General features: G+C 64.7%; 20 protein-coding genes. 12 read left to right on the top strand and 8 right to left on the bottom strand.

Annotation, left to right across the window (positions count from 1 at the left end):
• Nucleotides 1-12 precede the first annotated feature (12 nt).
• Entirely contained in the window at nt 13-1,350 is a 1,338-nt protein-coding gene (locus IHV84_RS01525; RefSeq protein ID WP_198845525.1) for an MFS transporter, read from the bottom strand.
• 276 nt (nt 1,351-1,626) lie between these two features.
• Between IHV84_RS01525 and cyoA the strand changes: the two genes are divergently transcribed.
• The 8 genes from cyoA (at nt 1,627) to IHV84_RS01485 (ending at nt 9,367) form a co-directional block, all read left to right on the top strand.
• Nucleotides 1,627-2,685 carry a ubiquinol oxidase subunit II gene (gene cyoA / locus IHV84_RS01520; protein WP_198845524.1) on the top strand — a complete coding sequence of 353 codons (1,059 nt, stop codon included), beginning with the start codon at nt 1,627-1,629 and terminating at the stop codon, nt 2,683-2,685.
• An 8-nt stretch (nt 2,686-2,693) separates the two neighbouring features.
• On the top strand, nt 2,694-4,697 hold the full coding sequence (gene cyoB, locus IHV84_RS01515; RefSeq protein WP_198845523.1) for a cytochrome o ubiquinol oxidase subunit I: 2,004 nt from the start codon (nt 2,694-2,696) through the stop codon (nt 4,695-4,697).
• Nucleotides 4,690-5,325, top strand: coding sequence for a cytochrome o ubiquinol oxidase subunit III (gene cyoC, locus IHV84_RS01510; RefSeq protein WP_044395617.1), 636 nt, complete (start codon nt 4,690-4,692; stop codon nt 5,323-5,325). The genes cyoB and cyoC overlap by 8 nt, the downstream gene beginning before the upstream one ends.
• A complete protein-coding gene (cyoD, locus tag IHV84_RS01505; RefSeq protein WP_142082291.1) occupies nt 5,326-5,763 on the top strand; it encodes a cytochrome o ubiquinol oxidase subunit IV in 438 nt (145 codons plus the stop codon).
• A gap of 68 nt (nt 5,764-5,831) precedes the next feature.
• Complete coding sequence (locus IHV84_RS01500) at nt 5,832-6,614, top strand: SURF1 family protein (protein ID WP_198845614.1); 783 nt, start codon at nt 5,832-5,834, stop codon at nt 6,612-6,614.
• The gene (locus tag IHV84_RS01495) at nt 6,592-7,935 is read left to right on the top strand and encodes an ATP-binding protein (protein WP_198845522.1); all 1,344 of its coding nucleotides are present in this window, start codon (nt 6,592-6,594) and stop codon (nt 7,933-7,935) included. The genes IHV84_RS01500 and IHV84_RS01495 overlap by 23 nt, the downstream gene beginning before the upstream one ends.
• Nucleotides 7,925-8,458 (top strand): response regulator transcription factor, encoded by a 534-nt coding sequence (locus IHV84_RS01490; RefSeq protein ID WP_044395609.1) that lies wholly within the window; start codon nt 7,925-7,927, stop codon nt 8,456-8,458. The genes IHV84_RS01495 and IHV84_RS01490 overlap by 11 nt, the downstream gene beginning before the upstream one ends.
• 168 nt (nt 8,459-8,626) lie before the next feature.
• Nucleotides 8,627-9,367, top strand: coding sequence for a sulfite exporter TauE/SafE family protein (locus IHV84_RS01485; RefSeq protein WP_198845521.1), 741 nt, complete (start codon nt 8,627-8,629; stop codon nt 9,365-9,367).
• Between the two features lie 72 nt (nt 9,368-9,439).
• On the opposite strand, the gene IHV84_RS01480 is transcribed toward IHV84_RS01485, so the two are convergent.
• Complete coding sequence (locus IHV84_RS01480; protein ID WP_066694963.1) at nt 9,440-9,865, bottom strand: helix-turn-helix domain-containing protein; 426 nt, start codon at nt 9,863-9,865, stop codon at nt 9,440-9,442.
• Between the two features lie 146 nt (nt 9,866-10,011).
• On the opposite strand from IHV84_RS01480, the gene IHV84_RS01475 reads away from it, so the two are divergent.
• Nucleotides 10,012-10,371 carry a hypothetical protein gene (locus IHV84_RS01475; protein WP_066787178.1) on the top strand — a complete coding sequence of 120 codons (360 nt, stop codon included), beginning with the start codon at nt 10,012-10,014 and terminating at the stop codon, nt 10,369-10,371.
• Nucleotides 10,368-10,907: a hypothetical protein gene (locus IHV84_RS01470; protein ID WP_156445217.1), complete on the top strand. Its 540-nt coding sequence runs from the start codon at nt 10,368-10,370 to the stop codon at nt 10,905-10,907. Before IHV84_RS01475 ends, IHV84_RS01470 begins: the two co-directional genes overlap by 4 nt.
• 125 nt (nt 10,908-11,032) lie before the next feature.
• On the opposite strand, the gene IHV84_RS01465 is transcribed toward IHV84_RS01470, so the two are convergent.
• Both IHV84_RS01465 and IHV84_RS01460 read right to left on the bottom strand, forming a co-directional pair.
• Nucleotides 11,033-11,314, bottom strand: coding sequence for a type II toxin-antitoxin system RelE/ParE family toxin (locus IHV84_RS01465; protein WP_066787174.1), 282 nt, complete (start codon nt 11,312-11,314; stop codon nt 11,033-11,035).
• Nucleotides 11,311-11,553 (bottom strand): ParD-like family protein, encoded by a 243-nt coding sequence (locus IHV84_RS01460; RefSeq protein ID WP_066787173.1) that lies wholly within the window; start codon nt 11,551-11,553, stop codon nt 11,311-11,313. Before IHV84_RS01460 ends, IHV84_RS01465 begins: the two co-directional genes overlap by 4 nt.
• Nucleotides 11,554-11,596: 43 nt before the next feature.
• Between IHV84_RS01460 and IHV84_RS01455 the strand changes: the two genes are divergently transcribed.
• Entirely contained in the window at nt 11,597-12,571 is a 975-nt protein-coding gene (locus IHV84_RS01455) for a DEAD/DEAH box helicase family protein (protein ID WP_198845520.1), read from the top strand.
• Between the two features lie 55 nt (nt 12,572-12,626).
• Here IHV84_RS01455 and dtd read toward each other — a convergent pair whose 3' ends face one another.
• The 4 genes from dtd to IHV84_RS01435 form a co-directional block, all read right to left on the bottom strand.
• Nucleotides 12,627-13,097 carry a D-aminoacyl-tRNA deacylase gene (dtd, locus tag IHV84_RS01450; protein ID WP_198845519.1) on the bottom strand — a complete coding sequence of 157 codons (471 nt, stop codon included), beginning with the start codon at nt 13,095-13,097 and terminating at the stop codon, nt 12,627-12,629.
• 77 nt (nt 13,098-13,174) lie between these two features.
• Nucleotides 13,175-14,383 (bottom strand): YbfB/YjiJ family MFS transporter, encoded by a 1,209-nt coding sequence (locus IHV84_RS01445; RefSeq protein ID WP_198845518.1) that lies wholly within the window; start codon nt 14,381-14,383, stop codon nt 13,175-13,177.
• Nucleotides 14,384-14,471: 88 nt separating this feature from the next.
• Nucleotides 14,472-15,884 carry an ATP-dependent RNA helicase DbpA gene (gene dbpA / locus IHV84_RS01440; protein WP_198845517.1) on the bottom strand — a complete coding sequence of 471 codons (1,413 nt, stop codon included), beginning with the start codon at nt 15,882-15,884 and terminating at the stop codon, nt 14,472-14,474.
• A 27-nt stretch (nt 15,885-15,911) separates the two neighbouring features.
• The gene (locus tag IHV84_RS01435) at nt 15,912-17,165 is read right to left on the bottom strand and encodes a DUF4010 domain-containing protein (RefSeq protein ID WP_198845516.1); all 1,254 of its coding nucleotides are present in this window, start codon (nt 17,163-17,165) and stop codon (nt 15,912-15,914) included.
• Nucleotides 17,166-17,248: 83 nt separating this feature from the next.
• On the opposite strand from IHV84_RS01435, the gene IHV84_RS01430 reads away from it, so the two are divergent.
• Nucleotides 17,249-18,748 carry an AMP nucleosidase gene (locus tag IHV84_RS01430; protein WP_198845515.1) on the top strand — a complete coding sequence of 500 codons (1,500 nt, stop codon included), beginning with the start codon at nt 17,249-17,251 and terminating at the stop codon, nt 18,746-18,748.
• Nucleotides 18,749-18,750: the final 2 nt, after the last annotated feature.

Genomic DNA, 18,750 nt, shown 5'->3' with positions numbered 1-18,750 from the left:
TGACGGCACTTTTCAAGACTCGCGCCGCTCAATCCACCGGTTGATGCGCAACGCCGCCAAAGTGCACACCGCCCCCGACAGCAGGTACACCGACACGGCGCCCAGACCAAACTTGGCCGACAGCCCCAGCGCCACCAGCGGCGCAAAACCTGCGCCCAGCAGCCAGGCCAAGTCGGCCGACAAGGCTGCGCCCGTGTAGCGGTATTGGGCCGAGAAATTGGCAGTGACGGTGCCCGAGGCCTGCCCGTACGACAACCCCAGCAGCACAAAACCTACCAGCAGGAACACGTTGTTGCCCGCAGACCCGGCGCCCAGCAGCCAGGGCGCCGCAAAGCTGAACAAGCCGATCAACACTGCCATCGCGCCCAGCAGATTGCGCCGCCCGATGCGGTCGGCCAGCCAGCCCGACAGCATGATCGCCCCCGCCGCCAGGAAGGCACCGACGATCTGCACGCTCAGCACCTCGGTAATGGACTGTTCGGAATACATGACGATCCATGACAGCGGGAACACCGTGGCCAGGTGAAACAGCGCAAAGCTGGCCAGCGCGGCAAACGCGCCAATCAGCACATTGCCGCCTTCATCGCGCACCACCTGGCTCACGCTCACGGGTTGCAGCTCACGCTGCTGCAGCAGCTCGGCGTACGACTGGCCCACCACCAGACGCAGGCGGGCAAACAGCGCCACCACGTTGATGGCAAAGGCCACGAAGAAGGGATAGCGCCAGCCCCAGTCCAGAAACTCTGCCGTGCTCAGGCTGCCGTACAGGTAGGCAAACAAGCTGGCAGCCAGCACAAAGCCCACTGGCGCGCCCAGCTGCCCGATCATGGCAAACCAACCGCGCCGCTCCTGGGGTGCACTCATGGCCAGCAGCGAGGGCAGGCCGTCCCAGGTGCCGCCCAGCGCCAGCCCCTGGCCAATGCGCAAGATGACCAGCGCCACGATGGCCGTGCTGCCCACCGAGGCATAGCTGGGCAAAAACGCCATGCCCGCCGTGCAAGCGCCCAGCAGGAACAACGCCAGCGTGAGCTTGGTGCCCCGGCCCCAGCGCCGCTGCACTGCCATGGAAATGGCCGTGCCCACCGGGCGGGCCACAAAAGCCAGCGCAAAGATGGCAAATGCCATCAACGTGCCGTCAAGCCGCGACATAAACGGGAAGAGCAGCGAGGGAAACACCAGCACGCTGGCGATACCAAAGACAAAAAAGTCGAAATATTCAGACGAACGCCCAATGATGACCCCCACCGCGATCTCACCAGGGGTGACGTCCTCGTCGGTGTGGGCACGTGCGAGGGAGACCGAACTTTCAAAGCCTGGAACAGGCAGTGCCGCAGAACCTGGGCTGTACATATTGACGCTCCTCAAGCAAGTGATACGGCTCCGTTCTACACGCCACCCTGCCGCGCCACAAGTGAGGTTTCGCTAGGCTGCGCGTAGGAAAACCCTGATTGCGCATGTCGTTCTCGGCACTGCGGCAGATCAAGATTCCTGCGAAAGAGTGAAAAACAGTCGGGCGCCTTTGATGTTGGACAAAATGTCCAATCGACAAATTCGCTAGCCGTACTACATTGCGAACCCTCAGTCATTCGCGTTTACACCTAAACGCGCCTTTGTCGCGCTCTTCGCATGTTGAACACCCAAAACCTCCGCAGGCCCGCCGGGCTGGCAGCGATCGCACTGACAACCGGCCTGGCCGGTTGCAGCAAGGCCGTTGTCCTGAACCCGGCTGGTGACATTGCCGCCCAGCAGGGCCAGATGGTCATTACCGCCACCTTGCTGATGCTCATCATCATCGTGCCGGTGATCGCACTCACGCTGTTTTTTGCCTGGAAATACCGCCAGAGCAATACCGAAGCCGAGTACGACCCCGAGTGGCACCACTCCACCACGCTGGAGCTGGTGATCTGGACTGTGCCCCTGATGATCATCATCGCCCTGGGTGCGCTCACCTGGATCGGCACCCACAAGCTGGACCCCTACCGCCCCCTGGACCGCATCGACGCACAGCGCCCGCTGCCAGCCGACGTGAAGCCCATGGAAGTGCAGGTAGTCGCCATGGACTGGAAGTGGCTGTTCTTCTACCCCGAGCAAGGCATTGCCACGGTGAACGAGCTGGCCGCGCCGGTGGACCGCCCCATCCTGTTCAAGCTGACGGCCACGTCCACCATGAATGCGTTTTACGTGCCTGACCTGGCCGGCATGATCTACGCCATGCCCGGCATGCAGACCGAGCTGAACGCGGTGATCAACAAGCCAGGCGTGTTCAACGGCATGTCGTCGCACTACAGCGGCGCCGGCTTCTCGGGCATGACGTTCAAGTTCCATGGCCTGAGCAATGAAGACTTCGCCCAGTGGGTGCAAAAAGCCAAGGCCGAAGGCAAGCCCCTGGACAAGGCCACCTACCTGAACCTGGCCAAGCCCAGCGAGCGCGACCCCGTGCAGCGCTTTGCCTCGGTGGAAGAAGGCCTGTACGACAAGGTGCTCAACCGCTGCGTGGAGGACGGAAAGATGTGCATGCACCACATGATGGCCATCGACTCCCTGGGTGGTGAGGCCTACATGCGCGCAGCCGGCCTGAACCTGCCCCAGGACGTGTGCACCGCACAGAACGCCGCCCAAGTGGTGGCCGCGCTTGAAACCCGCAATGCACCGGCGCAAACCTCCGGCGCCGGCATCCGTCAATGAGCCTCGCTATGACCCCTGAAAACGCAACTCCTGCCCACTGGGCACTGGGCCGCCTGAGCTGGGACGCCGTGCCCATGGCGCACGAGCCCATCGTGCTGTGGACCTTCATTGCCGTCGTGCTGGGCGGCATCGCCGTGATGGCGCTGATCACCAAGTTCCGCCTGTGGGGCACCCTCTGGCGCGACTGGATCTGCAGCATCGACCACAAAAAGATCGGGATCATGTACATGATCCTGGGCCTGGTGATGCTGCTGCGCGGCTTTGCCGACGCCGTGATGATGCGCCTGCAGCAGGCCATGGCCTTTGGCGACAACATGGGCTACCTGCCGCCGCACCACTACGACCAGATCTTCACCGCCCACGGCGTGATCATGATCTTCTTCGTGGCGATGCCGCTGGTCACCGGCCTGATGAACTACCTCGTGCCGCTGCAGATCGGTGCGCGCGACGTGTCGTTCCCGTTCCTGAACAACTTCAGCTTCTGGATGACCACCGCTGGCGCCGTGCTGGTGATGGTGTCCCTGTTCCTGGGTGAGTTCTCCACCTCCGGCTGGCTGGCACTGTCCAACCTGGGCTCGCAAAGCGCCAGCACGGGGCTGGACTACTACATCTGGGCACTGCAGATTGCCGGGGTGGGCACCACGCTTTCGGGCATCAACCTGATCGTCACCATCATCAAGATGCGCGCGCCCGGCATGAACCTGATGAAGATGCCCGTCTTCACCTGGACTGCCCTGTGCACCAACGCGCTGATCGTGGCCTCCTTCCCCGTGCTGACGGCCGCTCTGGTGCTGATGTCGCTGGACCGCTACGTGGGCACCAACTTCTTCACCAACGAGCTGGGCGGCAACCCCATGCTCTACGTGAACCTGATCTGGATCTGGGGCCACCCTGAGGTGTACATCCTGGTGCTGCCCGCGTTCGGCGTGTTCTCCGAAGTGGTGGCCACCTTCTGCCGCAAACGCCTGTTCGGCTACACCTCCATGGTGTACGCCACGGTGTGTATCACCATCCTGTCGTACCTGGTGTGGCTGCACCACTTCTTCACGATGGGTTCGGGGGCGAGCGTGAACACCTTCTTCGGCATCACCACCATGATCATCTCCATCCCCACGGGGGCGAAGATCTTCAACTGGCTGTTCACCATGTACAAGGGCCGCATCCGCTTTGAGCTGCCCATGATGTGGACCGTGGCCTTCATGGTGACGTTCGCCATCGGCGGCATGACCGGTGTGCTGCTGGCCGTGCCACCAGCCGACTTCGTGCTGCACAACAGCCTGTTCCTGATCGCCCACTTCCACAACGTGATCATTGGCGGCGTGGTGTTTGCCATGTTCGCCGGCATCAGCTACTGGTTCCCCAAGGCCTTCGGCTACAAGCTCGACCGCACCTGGGGCGTGCGCTCCTTCTGGCTGTGGGTGGTGGGCTTCTGGGTCGCATTCACGCCGCTGTATGTGCTGGGCCTGATGGGCGTTACCCGCCGCGTCAGCCACTTTGAAGACCAGTCCCTGCAGATCTGGTTCATCATCGCCGCCATCGGCGCAGGCCTGATCGCGGCCGGCATTGGCTGCTTCCTGATGCAGCTGCTGGTCAGCTACCTCAAACGCGACCAGTTGCGGGACGTGACCGGCGACCCCTGGGACGGCCGCACGCTGGAATGGGCCACTTCGTCGCCTCCACCTGCCTACAACTTCGCTTTCACCCCCGTGGTGCACGAAATTGACGCCTGGTGGGACATGAAGAAGCACGGCTACCAGCGTCCGCTCACCGGCTTCCAGCCCATCCACATGCCTGCCAACACCGGCGCAGGTGTCGTGATCTCGGGCCTTTCACTGGTGTTCGGCTTCGCACTGATCTGGCACATGTGGCTGCTGGCGGGCGCGTCGTTCGCAGCGCTGTTGCTGGCTTCCATCATCCACACGTTCAACTACAAGCGTGACTTCTACATCCCGGCCTCCGAAGTGAAGGCCACCGAAGAAGCCCGCACACTCCAACTGGCACGCCATGTCTGAACTTCGCCTTAACGCTGGCGCCGCCGCAGGCGCCCTGGCCCCGCGCGAGTACCACCTCGCGCACGAGCCCCATCCCGAAAACGGCACGGCCCTGGGCTTCTGGCTGTACCTGATGAGCGACTGCCTCATCTTTGCCGCCCTGTTTGCCACCTATGGCGTACTGGGCCGCAGCTACGCGGCAGGCCCCACCGGCGCGCAGCTGTTTGACCTGACGCTGGTGGCCATCAACACGGCCTTCCTGCTGCTGTCGTCCATCACCTTCGGCTTTGCCATGCTGCGCAAGCAGCAAAAGGATGTGAACGGCACCCTGCTGTGGCTGGCCATCACCGGCCTGTTCGGCCTGTGCTTCCTGGGCCTGGAGCTGTACGAGTTCTACCACCTGATCCACCAGGGCGCCACGCCCCAGCGCAGCGCCTTCCTGTCGGCCTTCTTCACGCTGGTGGGCACGCACGGGCTGCACGTCACCTTCGGTCTGATCTGGCTGGTGGTGCTGATGATTCAAATCAAGCAGCACGGCCTGATCCCCGAGAACAACCGTCGCCTCATGTGCCTGTCGATGTTCTGGCACTTTCTGGACGTGGTCTGGATCGGCGTTTTCACTTTTGTGTACCTGATGGGGGTGCTGTAAATGAGCGCACAACACACAACCCACGCAGCCCACGGCCACGGCGGGCATGACGACCACCACGACGACGGCCCGCACAGCACGCTGTCGGGGTACATGACGGGCTTCATCCTGTCCATCATCCTCACAGCCATTCCGTTCTGGCTGGTCATGGCCAAGGTGATTGCCGACCGCAACACCGCCGTGCTGGTGCTGGGCGCCTTTGCCGTCGTGCAGATCGTGGTGCACATGGTGTACTTCCTGCACATGAACGGCAAGATCGAAGGCGGCTGGACCATGCTGTCCACCATCTTCACCGTGGTGTTCGTGGCCATCGCGATTGCGGGCACGCTGTGGGTCATGTTCCACATGAACGCGAACATGATGCCCGACCATCCGCAGATCGCCCCCGCCGGGCAGCAGGCCCCTGCCGCTGGCGGCACCCACCACACGGCGCCCTGACGCGGGAGGTGGCCGTGGCACACGCTGCAGCGCTGCCCCGGCGCCCGCATTCCCCGCTGATCCTGGCGATGCTCACTGCGGTGGGCATCGCCCTTTTTCTGGGCTTTGTGGCGCTGGGCGCATGGCAGGTGCAACGCCTGTCCTGGAAGCTCGACCTCATCGAGCGCGTGGACCAGCGCCTGAAGGCCCCGCCCCAGCCCTTACCCCCGCCTGTGCAATGGCCTGAAGTGACGGCTGCGGCATATGAATACCAGCCCGTGCGCCTGCAAGGCCAGTGGCTGGCCGACAAGACCGTGCTCACCCAGGCCACCACAGCCCTCGGCGCCGGTTATTGGGTGCTGACCCCGCTGCAAACCAGCGAGGGCACCCAGGTGCTGGTCAACCGCGGGTTTGTGCCCCAGGACCAACGCGCGCGCTGGCAAGGCGGAGCAGGTGCCGATACATCTGCCAGCACACCCGCCACCGTGGTGGGCCTGCTGCGCATGAGCGAGCCCGGCGGCGGCTTTCTGCGCAGCAACGACCCTGCGCAGCAGCGCTGGCATTCGCGCGATGTAGCGGCCATTGCGCAGGCGCTGCAGCTGGCACGCCCAGCGCCTTTCTTTGTGGACGCGGGCCTGCCTTCGCTCAAAGCCCCCGCGTCGGCCGACCTGCCCCCGGCGCAAAGCGGCCCCTGGCCGCGCGAGGGGCTGACGGTGGTGCGCTTTTCCAACAGCCACCTGGTGTATGCGCTGACCTGGTTTGGATTGGCACTGATGGTGGTGGGGGCTGCGGTGGTTGTGGCACGCTATGAATCCAGGCTGCGTGCGGCCTATCGCAGCCACACCACCCATGAACCGCAGCACATTCTCTAAAGCCCTCCAGCAGCCCGTGAGCAGAGCCAGCTCGGCCAACACCTCGGCCGGGCTGCGCAACCTGCACCAGCTCATCCAGCTGCGCTGGATTGCCGTGGTGGGGCAGCTGCTCACCATCCAGGCCACCCACTACAGCCTGGGCCTGCCGCTGCCTTTGCAGGCCATGCTGTCCATCGTGGCCGGCATGGTGGTGTTCAACATTGCCAGCCTGCTGCGCTGGCGCACGCGCCGGGGCGTGCACGATGTGGAGCTGTTCATCGGCCTGCTGATCGACGTGGCCGCCCTCACCGCCCAGTTGTACCTGAGTGGCGGCATCGGCAACCCCTTCGTGTTCCTGTACCTGCTGCAGATTGCCGTGGGGGCCATGCTGCTGCGCGGTGGCTACATCTGGTCCATCGTGGTGGTGGCATCGGCCTGCGTGGTGCTGCTGGCGCAACACAGCCAGCCCCTGCCCCTGGCCACCAATGTGCATGACGGCTGGGCCAGCCCCTACGTGCTGGGCCTACTGGTGTGCTTCATGCTCAACGCCATTTTGGTGGTGGTGTTCATCACCCGCATCAGCCACAACCTGCGCCGGCGCGATGTCCGCCTGGCCGCCGTGCGCCAGCGCGCGGCAGAAGAAGAACACATCGTGCGCATGGGGCTGCTGGCATCGGGCGCCGCGCATGAACTGGGCACGCCGCTGGCCACCCTGGCCGTGATCCTGGGCGACTGGAAGCGCATCCCCGCGCTGACGCAGGACCCGGTGCTGCAGGAAGAAATTGCCGAGATGGAAGCCCAGGTCAAGCGCTGCAAGACCATCGTCAGCGGCATCCTGCTGTCTGCCGGCGAGGCGCGCGGCGAATCGTCGAGCCAGACCACCGTGCGCCAGTTTCTGGACACCCTGGTGCAAGACTGGCGCGCCACGCGCTCGGTGGACACCTTCGTCTACGACAACCTGCTGGAAGGCGACAGCCCCATGGTGGCCGATGCCACCCTGGAGCAAATGGTTTTCAATGTGCTGGACAATGCCCGGGATGCATCGCCGCACTGGGTGCGCTTGCAGGCGCAGTGCGATGCCGATGCGTTGCGAATCGTGGTCACCGACCGGGGCCCCGGCTTTTCGGCCGCCGTGCTGCGCCACATCGGTACGCCCTACCAGTCCACCAAGGGGCGGCCGGGGGGCGGCCTGGGGCTGTTCCTGTCGATGAACGTGGCGCGCACCCTGGGCGGCAGCGTGGTGGCACGCAACCGCCCCGAAGGCGGCGCCGAAGTCACCATCACGCTTTCGCTGGCTGCCATCACCCTGCAAGACACCGACTCGGAAGACCATGGACACTGACCGCCTGCTGCTGATCGTGGAAGACGACGAAGCGTTTGCCCGCACGCTGGCGCGCTCGTTCGAGCGGCGCGGGTATCAGGTGCTGCACGCCGAGGGCATCGCCCGCATGGAAGAACTGCTGGCCGTGCACACGCCGCAGTACGCGGTGGTAGACCTCAAGCTCAAGGGCGAAGCCAACGGCCTGGCCTGCGTACGCGCCTTGCACGCGCACAGCCCGCAAATGCGCATCGTGGTGCTGACCGGCTTTGCCAGCATTGCCACGGCGGTGGAAGCCATCAAGCTCGGCGCGGGGCATTACCTGGCCAAGCCGTCCAACACCGACGACATCGAAGCCGCTTTTGCCCTGCAGGAAGGCAACACCGAGGTAGAGCTGACCAACCGCTCCAGCTCCATCAAGACCCTGGAATGGGAGCGCATCCACGAAGTGCTGGCCGAGAGCGACTTCAACATCTCTGAAGCCGCGCGCCGCCTGGGCATGCACCGTCGCACCCTCAGCCGCAAGCTGGGCAAACAGCGGGTGTAAGAAGCCGCTCAAAAGGCGCTGCGCACCCGGCCGCATCCCCACCTTTTTGAGCAAAACACCTTTACGCCCGCTGCGCCGCCTCAAGGCCCGGGGCGGGTGGCAACTCTCCTAAGATCCAGCCATCTGGCGCCAAAGCAGCGCCACCGCCCATCTGCCCCTGGAGAAGACATGTTCGATAGCGCCCTGTTGCTGGCTGCCGCGTTTGTGGCCGGTGCACTCAATGCTGTGGCCGGAGGCGGCAGCTTCCTCACCCTGCCCGCCCTGGTCTTCACCGGCGTGCCGCCCGTGGTGGCCAATGCCACCGGCACCGTGGCCCTGCTGCCCGGCTACATCGCCGGCGCCTGGGGCTTTCGTGAAGACACGGCTCCGCCACCGGGGCTGTCGATGCGGCTGCTGGTGGTGCTGTCGCTCATAGGCGGTGCGGCGGGCGCGGCGCTGTTGCTCATCACGCCGGATGCCACCTTCCGCCGCGTGGTGCCCTGGCTGCTGCTGGCAGCCACGGCGATGTTTGCCTTCGGTCCGCAACTGCGCTCCATGCTGGCGGGCGGAAAGCCGTCTACCGCCAAAGCCACCGTGGGCGTGTTGGCGGTGGCGGCCTATGGCGGCTATTTCAACGGCGGGCTGGGCATCTTGCTGCTGGCCTTGTTCGGGCTGCTGGGGCAAACGCAGCTCAACGCCATGAACGGCTTGAAGAACTGGGTCTCGGCCCTGCTCACGGCCATTGCCGTGGTCATCTACGCCGCAGGCGGCGTGGTGCAGTGGCCCCAAGCGCTGATGATGATGGTGGCCGCCACCGCAGGCGGCTACGGCGGCGCGCGCGTAGCACGGCGCATTCCCGCCCCCTGGCTGCGTGCTGGCATCGTGGTCACAGGGCTGGTGATGGCCGGGCTGTTCTTCTGGCGGCAGTGAGTAGGCTACAAACCAAATCAGGCTCTAGCGCTTATCTGGCAAGCGCAGGCAGCTATCAAATTTGAAGTTCCATCAATCGCCCGCCTGGTCAGCGGGCGCGCTCGCATCTGGCGAATGCACTTTGGCAAACGTCAAAATCACCTCACGGATCAGCTTGCGCTGCGGGGCGGGCAGCTGCAAAAACGCGTCAAACGTCTCACGCTCCAGATAGCCCACGCCCTCTTGCCAGCGCTGGTGGTGCTCCCGCACCGACTTGCGCACCGTGCCGCCAAAGCGCAGCACCTCCGGCTCGACCTTGAGCACCTGGGCCAACACGATCAACTTGTCTTGTGCTGGAATGGACTCACCGCGCAACCAACGCGACACGGCCTGAAAAGTCACTGACCGCCCCCAATAGTTGGCATTGAACAAATTGAGCAGCACCGCCGGGCGCGGCTCCAGCCCTGCGGCGCGCATGGCGGCTTGCAGGCGTTCGGCAAATTCCAACTTCTGGTCCATGCCGAAACGTTAAATTTCGGTTGAATTTGCATTGAACTCTTTGTTGTACTATTAATTCAATCGTTTGTTGTCTAAACGATTGAAAAAAGAAGCACTACCGCCCTTCGCAAGCCAAGGCAGTCACCTGTTTTCCCCGGAGAGTTCTCATGATTCGTTTCAGCAAATCCATCGCCGCTCTGGTCGCCAGCGGCATCCTGACCGCCTGCGCCACGGCGGGCAAAGATGTTGCATCCAGCTATGTATCACCCATGCAGTACGCCAACTACGACTGCGATCAACTGCGCGCAGAGTCCATGCGCATCAGCGGTCGCGTCAACCAACTCACTGGCCGGTTGGATGAAGCTGCCAGCAACGACAAAGCGATCGCTGGCGTCGGCATGATTCTTTTTTGGCCTGCGCTCTTCGCGCTGGGCGGCACCAAGCAGCAAGAGGCGGAACTGTCACGGCTGAAGGGTGAATACGACGCGATCGAGGCGACATCCACCACCAAGAAATGCGCAGCATGACGAAAAGAATCCCTCACTTGGTAGCCAGCACGGTGCTGCTGGCCTTGCTGGCAGGCTGCGCCACGCCCGCAGCGGTCAGCAACATGAGCGTCTACACCACCCAACGCACAGCGCCCGCCGCTTTGAAAAACGCCATTGCCGTAGCCGATGTAACAGGCGGCCGGGAAACCAATCCGCTGTGGGTTTCACAGGTGGCCAGCGACGCCTTCCGCAGCGCGCTGGAGGACTCTTTGGCAAACGCCGGTGTTTTCGAGCGCGTACTGTCTGCCAGCAAATACCGGCTGACGGCTGACCTGAACCAACTGGAACAGCCTGCTTTTGGTTTTGACATGACCGTGACGTCATCCATCAAATACACCGTCGTCGATACCAAAACCGGCAAAGAGGTGTACTCACGGCTGATCCGCGCACCGTTTACCGCTGGTTTTTCCGACTCGCCCTTGGGTGCCACTCGGGTGCGCCTTGCGACCGAGGGATCCATCAAAAAGAACATCGAGCTCCTCATCAATGACCTGCTCATGATGAAGACCGATTGATTGACAGAGCCACCGGGCAACACCGCCAACGATGCCGACGCGCTGCACATGGTGGATGTATTTGGCTTTGAAACCGAAATGGTGACCATGGTGGATGATGCTGCGTGAAGACTGGTGAATAAGTGTCAGCGCTTCACATCCCGATAGAAATTCTCGTGTGGTCCCAGCGCTTCCAGATAAACCAGCTGCACAGCGTCTTCGCGCGTGTAGCCCAACAGGTATAGCTGGCCGTTGCTGCGGAACTTGTGCACCCACAGTTGCGCCAGGTCGCCTTTTTTGCGCTCACCTACATCGGGGTCTTGCGCCACGGTGGCCACCGCCGCGTCGGTGTCGGCAATCAGCGTGGCGTTGGTCAGCTTCTTGTAGGTGCGGGCAAAGCGCCGGGTTTGGCGCACTTCCCAGCTCATGCGGGGCGCCCGGCGACGGTGCTGCGCGGCACGAAGGGTGTGGCGTCTTCGCGGGGCTCGGCCAGGCCCATCAGGCTTTCGGCAATGAAGGAGGCGGGCAGATCGGGGTTGTCCAGCGCGGCCCGGCCCACCTTGGCCCAGAACTCGACCTGCCCCTGCACAGTGCGAAATTCCGCCTTCGCGGCGGCGCGGGCAGCATCAACCAGGGCCTCGTCGATGCGAACAGAAATGGTGGACATTGCATTCCTTTCTTGAATTACCACAATTGTAGGCAGACCCGGATTGCCGCATGGCTTTGAACAACGAATTTCCCCTGGCCCTCTCCGCCGCCTTACCACCCGCACCAACGCGCTGGCGCTGGGGCTTGAACATGGCGCCGCCGAGCTGCTGCGGTGGTGGTGGTTTGGCGAAGACATGGTGGCGGCGCGCAGCAGGCTGAATTTTCATGCCAGGCAAAAGCAAGCCATCCTGAATGCCATTGTGGCGCACAAGGTGCTGGGTGCGGCCACGCTGCTGGCCTTGTACCAACATGTAGCGCCCGATGCGCTGCTGGCGGGGAACCGGGTGGCGGAGGTGTCGGCGGCCAAACACGCGCACCCCAAGTACTGCTTCAAGATGGCCACCGGCACGGGTAAAACCTGGGTATTGCAGGCGCTGTTGATCTGGCAGCTGCTGAACAAAAACGCCGCCCTGGCCGAGGGGCGGGACGATGCGCGCTTTACCCGCCTGTTCATGGTGGTGACGCCGGGGCTGATTGCGTACGAGCGACTGTTGGACGCCTTTTGCGGGAAGCTGGTAGCGGACACCAGTTCGCGGGACTTCAGCACTTCCGATGTGTTCAAGTTTGCCGATCTGTTTATGCCCGAGGAGCACCGTGATGCGGTGTTTGCCTTTATACACGACAACCGCCACACCTTTGCCCGGCTGCGCTATGTGAAGGAAGACGGCTTGCCCGCGTTCTACTCGCCCGACTTTTTGGTGCGCACGGCGGATGCGGTGTACCTGGCGGAGACCAAAGCCCAGCAGCAAACCGCGCACCCCAACGTGCAGCGCAAGCTCAAGGCCGCGCTGGCGTGGTGTGAGCGCATCAACGCCCTCACACCCGAGCAGCGCGGCGGCCCGCCATGGCACTACGTATTGCTGGCAGAAAACGTGGTTTATGAGTGGCAGGCCAAGGGCGCGCGGCTGGCAGAGCTGCTGGACAATGCGCGACTGCGGCCTTTAGCCAACGCATCGTTGCAAACCAGCTTGATTTGAGAAAAATCAGGCTCCAGCGCTTATCCGGCAAGCGCTAGCAGCTATCAATTTGATACTAAACCGTGGCCGCTGGCGCGATCCGCATCGGAATGGTCACCGGCCCATCGTTGACCAGGTGCACCTGCATGTCGGCCGCAAACTGGCCGGTAGCCACCTCGGGGTGCAGCTTGCGGGCCTGGGCCACGGCGTAGTCGTACAGCCTGCGGCCCTCGTCGGGCGCTGCGGCCTGGGTGAAGCTGGGGCGGTTGCCGCCGGTGGTATCTGCCGCCAGGGTGAACTGGCTTACCAGCAGCAGGCCGCCACAGGCGCCCTGCCCGTCCAGATCCTGCACGCTGCGGTTCATCTTGCCCGCGTCGTCGCTGAAGATGCGCAGCTTGAGAATTTTGGCCAGCAGTTTGTCGGCCTCGGCCTCGGTGTCACCCCGCTCGGCGCACACCAGCACCAGCAAACCAGGGCCAATGGTGCCCACCACGGCACCGTCCACTTCCACGCGGGCTTGTCGCACCCGTTGCAATACAGCGATCAAGAAAAGCCTCTTTGTCCATCAAGGTAGAGCGTGCGATTGTGCCGCCAGCGAGAAGGCACCGCAGGCGGCATTCGCCCTCAACGGGCGCCAGCCGCCTGGTGGGCTGCACGCTTTTCTTCATGGATCAGTGCCTGCAACGCCACCACACCGCAGCCCATGACCAGCGCCGTGACCACCAGAGCCCCGTGGTAACTGCCACTGGCCGTGGCGATGTACCCCGCCATGGCGGGCGCAATGATCTGGGCCACGCCGTAGCTGAGAGTCATCCGCGCCATGGCCTTGGCCGGGTTGGCCGGAAAGCAGCGCCCGATCAGGGTGAGCGTGAGGCTGACGATGCCCACAAAGGTGGCCCCAAACAGCATGGCACCGCCCACGTTGAGCCAAGCGTGGTCGGTGGCGATGGGCATGAGGACGGAAACCATCTGCAAGCCAAAAGCCATCATCAGCGCGCGGACCTGCCCCACTGCATCCGCCACGCGGTCCCACAGGAAGCACGACGGCGCTGCCGCCAGCCCCACAATCACCCACACCCACCCGCCCTTGTCGGCCAGCAAAGGCAGCTTGACCAGGATGGCCACCGTGTACGTGGCGCCCATGGCAAAGCCAAAGCCTGCGCAAAAGTAGGCGGCGATGAGCAGCCACATCCAGCGCCGGGGCGGTGTGGTGGATGTGGATGCAGCCTGAGCGGCTGCAGGCTGCACGGGCACTGGCGGCGGCATCCAAAGCCATGCGGGCCCAAAAAAGGCGATGCCGAGCAACCCGAGGCCCAGCCACTGGCGGTCCCACGGCAAGCCTTGCACCAGGGCCGCCACCGCCACGCCAGAGACGGCGATGCCCAAGCCGAGCCCCACAAAGTGCAGCCCCAGCTGCGGCCGGTGCCCCTGCCGAATCAGCCAGTTGAGTACCAGGCCCGACGCCAGCAGCAGCCCCGCCGTGCTGGAAAACCCCGCCACAAACCGCAGCACGGACCAGACGGGCACGCTGTCTGTCCAGCCCATCGCCGCCGTGCTGACCATGGCAATCACCAGGCCGCAGCGGTAGATCAGGTACTTGCGCCCCAGGTCGTTGATAGAGGCTGCGAGCAAGGTGCCCGCCATGTAGCCGGCATAGTTGACGGTGGCCAGCCACCCCGCCGCCCAGTGCGTGAGGCCCGCCTGCTCGCGCATGATGGGCAGCATGGGCGTGTAGGCAAAGCGCGCCAGCCCCACCGTGAGGATGAGCGCACAAATGCCCGCCACGATGACACGCCAGCGTGCGGGTTGCTTGATCGCAAGAGGGGCGTGCATGCGGGCTCCACGGTTCAGGAGCGACGATGGTAGCGACCACCGGGCGGGGCAGCTGTCAACGCCACGACTGCGCCGGTCGCCAGAGATGTCAGCCGCGCTCGTCCTCGATCAACCGCGCCTTCACGCTCTTGCCCTTGACGCGGCCGCTGTTCAGGCGCGCCGCGGCCTGCGCGGCAATGGCGCGGTCCACCGCCACATAGGTGGAGAAGTCGTTCACGTTGATCTTGCCCACCTGCTCGCGGGTGTAGCCCATGTCGCCCGTCAGCGCGCCCAGCACGTCGCCGGCGCGAATTTTTTCCTTGCGCCCACCCACGATCTGGATGGTGGCCATGGGGGGCACCAGCGGGCCGTTGCCCGTGGGCTTCAAGTCGGCCAGAGGGAACCAGGTGGATTCGCGGCCTTGCAGCACCTCGATCTTGCCCACATAGCCCATCTCGTCCATGCTGACCAGGTTCAGCGCCAGGCCTTGCGCATCGCCCCGGCCGGTGCGGCCAATGCGGTGGATGTGGACTTCGGGGTCGGGCGTCACGTCCACGTTGATGACGGCGGCCAGGTTGGCAATGTCCAGCCCGCGCGCGGCCACATCGGTGGCCACCAGCACCGAGCAGCTGCGGTTCGCAAACTGCACCAGCACCTGGTCGCGCTCGCGCTGTTCCAGCTCGCCGTACAGCGCCAGCGCGCTGAAGCCCTGGGCTTGCAGCACGCCTACCAGGTCGCGGCACTGCTGCTTGGTGTTGCAAAACGCGATGGATGATTCGGGGCGGAAGTGGTTGAGCAGCTGCGACACCACGTGCAGGCGCTCGCTGTTCTTCACCTCGTACCAGCGCTGCTCAATCTTGCCCTCGGCATGCTGGGCCTGCACCGTGATCTGCACGGGCTGCTTCATGAACTGGGCGCTGAGCTTGGCTATTGCCAAGGGGTAGGTGGCCGAGAACAGCAGGGTCTGCCGCTCCTTGGGGCACTGGCGCGCCACGGTCACGATGTCGTCGAAGAAGCCCATGTCCAGCATGCGGTCGGCTTCGTCCAGCACCAGGGTGTTGAGCGCTTCGAGTGTGAGGTGCTGGCGCTCCAGGTGGTCCATCACGCGGCCGGGTGTGCCCACCACGATGTGTGCGCCGTGCTCCAGGCTCAGCATCTGCCCGCGCAGCGGCACGCCACCGCACAGGGTCACGACCTTGATGTTTTCTTCGGCCCGCGCCAGGCGGCGGATCTCGGCAGTCACCTGGTCGGCCAGTTCACGCGTGGGGCACAGCACCAGGGCCTGCACCGCAAAGCGGCGGGGGTTGAGGTTGGCCAGCAGGGCCAGGGCAAACGCGGCGGTTTTGCCGCTGCCGGTGCTGGCCTGGGCGATGAGGTCTTTGCCCAGCAGCGCAGGGGGCAGGCTGGCCGCCTGGATCGGGGTCATCGTGGTGTAGCCCAGCTGCTGCAGGTTCGCCAACGTGGCAGGGCTCAGCGCCAGCGTGCTGAAGTCCGTGCTGGCTTGGTTTTCTTTGGAGGTCATGGGGCCGATTATCCGGCCCCACGCTTTTCAGACCAGTACCAGCACCCCCACGAATGCCAGCGTGTGCGCCAGCACCCCCGGCGCCACCGCCAGCGCGTAAGCGCCGCCGCCGCTCACCCAGGCCACCACGCTTTTGCTCACCGCGTGCACCAGCAGCGCCGCCATCAAGGCGCGTTCCACGCCCACGGCCTCGGGCTCGGTGGGCAGGGCGTGCATCAGCACCGCCGCAGCGGCAGCGTGCACATCGGCCAGCGCGGCCAGCAAGGCGCCTGCCATCATCCCGGCGTTGCCCTGGGTGCGCTCCAGCCATGCCACGCCCACCTGAATGCCGGTGAGCAGCAGGGTGATCAAAACCACGTCGCGCAGTTTGAACATGGGCGCATCGGCCTGCAGCGGCGCTTTGGCGGTGGACTGGTCGGCCGCACCCCACAGCAGCCACAAGCCCCAAATGGCCGCCACCCCGGCCCCAGCCAACGCAGGCAGCGCCAGGTGCGCCAGCCAATGCGGCTGCACCGTGGCCGCCACCACCAGCACATGCAGCGCCGTGGCCACACAAGACAGCACCGCCCCCGCAGCCTGCGCGCGGGCGGGCGCCTTGCCAGCGCGCACGTCCATGCCCAGGCTGGCAATGGTGGCCGTGCTGGAAACAAACCCGGAAGCCAGGGCCGACAGCACCACGGCCTGGCGTGCCTGCATCAGCCGCCGCGCCACGTGCGCCAGCGACTGGATCACCAGCAGCACGATCACCAGGCGGAACACCACCTGCGGGTTCAGCAGCCCCTGCATGAGCGGCTGGTTGGGCACCAGCGGGAACACCAGCAGCACCAGCGCCGCCAGCACCAGGCCGCTGCGCACCTCGCCTGGCTGCAGCCAGTGGTTTGAAAATTCGTGCAGGGGCGCCCGCAGCGCCAGCAGGCCCGTCACCATCACGGCCAGGGCGGCGGCCAGCAGGCGGTCACTGGCGCACAGCACGCCAATCAGGTAGGCCAGCAGCAGGGCGATTTCGGTGGCAACACCAGGGTTTTCCGAGCGGTCGCGGGCATAGGCCACCACGCCCAGCGCGGCCACAAACGCGGCACCAGCCCCCAGCAGGGCCACCGAACCCGACAGCGCCGCTGCCGCCCCCGACAGGCTGGCCAGCGTGAACGAGCGCACCCCTGCCAAGGCGCGGTGTGGCCCGCTGCCCTTGCGGCGTTCGCGCTCAATGCCCATCAGCAACCCACAGCCCAAAGCACTGGCCAGCACGGCCAGCGCGGCATAAAAACCCTGCAAATCCTGCATGCCCGCTCCTGCACCCCGCGGGTGCCTTTCGCCATTCTGGCAGCTTGTTACGGCCTGTCAGAAAGCTTGTGGACAATAGCGCCATGGCCCCCACATCCTCTGCTTTCATCGCCCCCACCCGCCACACCACGGCCGAATCGGCCCTGGCCCAGGTGCACCACATCTACAACCACCAGATCGGTCTGCTACGCGACCACATGCAGCGCTTTGTGGCGGGCGAAACCCTGCCCAGCCGCGTACGCGCGTGCTACCCCTATGTGCGCATCCAGACGGACACCGTGGCCCGCGCCAAGCCCCACCCCGACGTGGCCCTGCTGGCCTATGGCTTTGTGGCCGGGCCCGGCCGGTTCGAGACCACGCTGACGCGCCCCGACCTGTACCACGCGTACTACCTGGAGCAATTCCAGCTGCTGCTGCACAACCATGGCGTGGAACTGGAAGTGGGCACCAGCCACCAGCCCATCCCGGTGCACTTCTCGTTCAGCGAACACGACCATGTGGAAGGCCAGATGAGCGTCGAGCGCCGCACGCTGATGCGCGACGTGTTCGACCTGCCCGACCTGGCCGCCATGGACGACGGCATTGCCAACGGCACCTGGGAGCCCAAGCCCGGCGAGGCGCAGCCCCTGTCGCTGTTCACCGCACCGCGCGTGGACTATTCGCTGCACCGCCTGCGCCACTACACCGGCACCTCGCCGCGCGCGTTCCAGAACTTTGTGCTGTTCACCAACTACCAGTTCTATATCGACGAATTCGTGCGCCTGGGCCATGAAGAAATGGCCAAGCCTGACAGCGAATACATCGCCTTCATCGAACCCGGCAACGTGGTGACGCGCCGTGTGGGGTTGAGCGCCGAGCCCGGCGACGAACTGGGAGCCCCGCCCCCGCGCCTGCCGCAAATGCCCGCCTACCACCTGGTGCGCGCCGACCACAGCGGCATCACCATGGTCAACATCGGCGTGGGCCCGGCCAACGCCAAGAACATCACCGACCACATCGCCGTGCTGCGCCCGCACGCCTGGATCATGCTGGGCCACTGCGCGGGCCTGCGCAACAGCCAGCAGCTGGGCGACTACGTGCTGGCCCACGGCTATGTGCGCGAAGACCATGTGCTGGACGAAGAACTGCCGCTGTGGGTGCCCATCCCCGCGCTGGCCGAGATTCAGCTCGCCCTTGAATCCGCCGTGGCAGGCGTGACTGGCGTGAGCGGTGCCGACCTCAAGCGCATCATGCGCACCGGCACCGTGGCCAGCACCGACAACCGCAACTGGGAATTGCTGCCCGACAACCAGCCCCAGCGCCGCTTCAGCCAAAGCCGCGCCGTGGCGCTGGACATGGAAAGCGCCACCATCGCGGCCAACGGCTTTCGCTTTCGCGTGCCCTACGGCACCCTGCTGTGCGTGAGCGACAAGCCCCTGCACGGCGAGATCAAGCTGCCCGGCATGGCCAACCACTTTTACCGCGAGCGCGTGGACCAGCACCTGCGCATCGGCATCCGCGCGCTGGAAATGCTGCGCGCCGAAGGCATGGCCCGCCTGCACAGCCGCAAGCTGCGCAGCTTTGCCGAGGTGGCTTTCCAATAATC

Source organism: Acidovorax sp. IB03 (assembly GCF_016406015.1).
In the GTDB taxonomy this organism is placed as follows: Bacteria; Pseudomonadota; Gammaproteobacteria; order Burkholderiales; family Burkholderiaceae_C; genus Acidovorax; species Acidovorax temperans.
The sequence above is the reverse complement of the archived record's forward strand: the minus strand, read 5'-3'. Positions and strand labels throughout refer to the sequence as shown.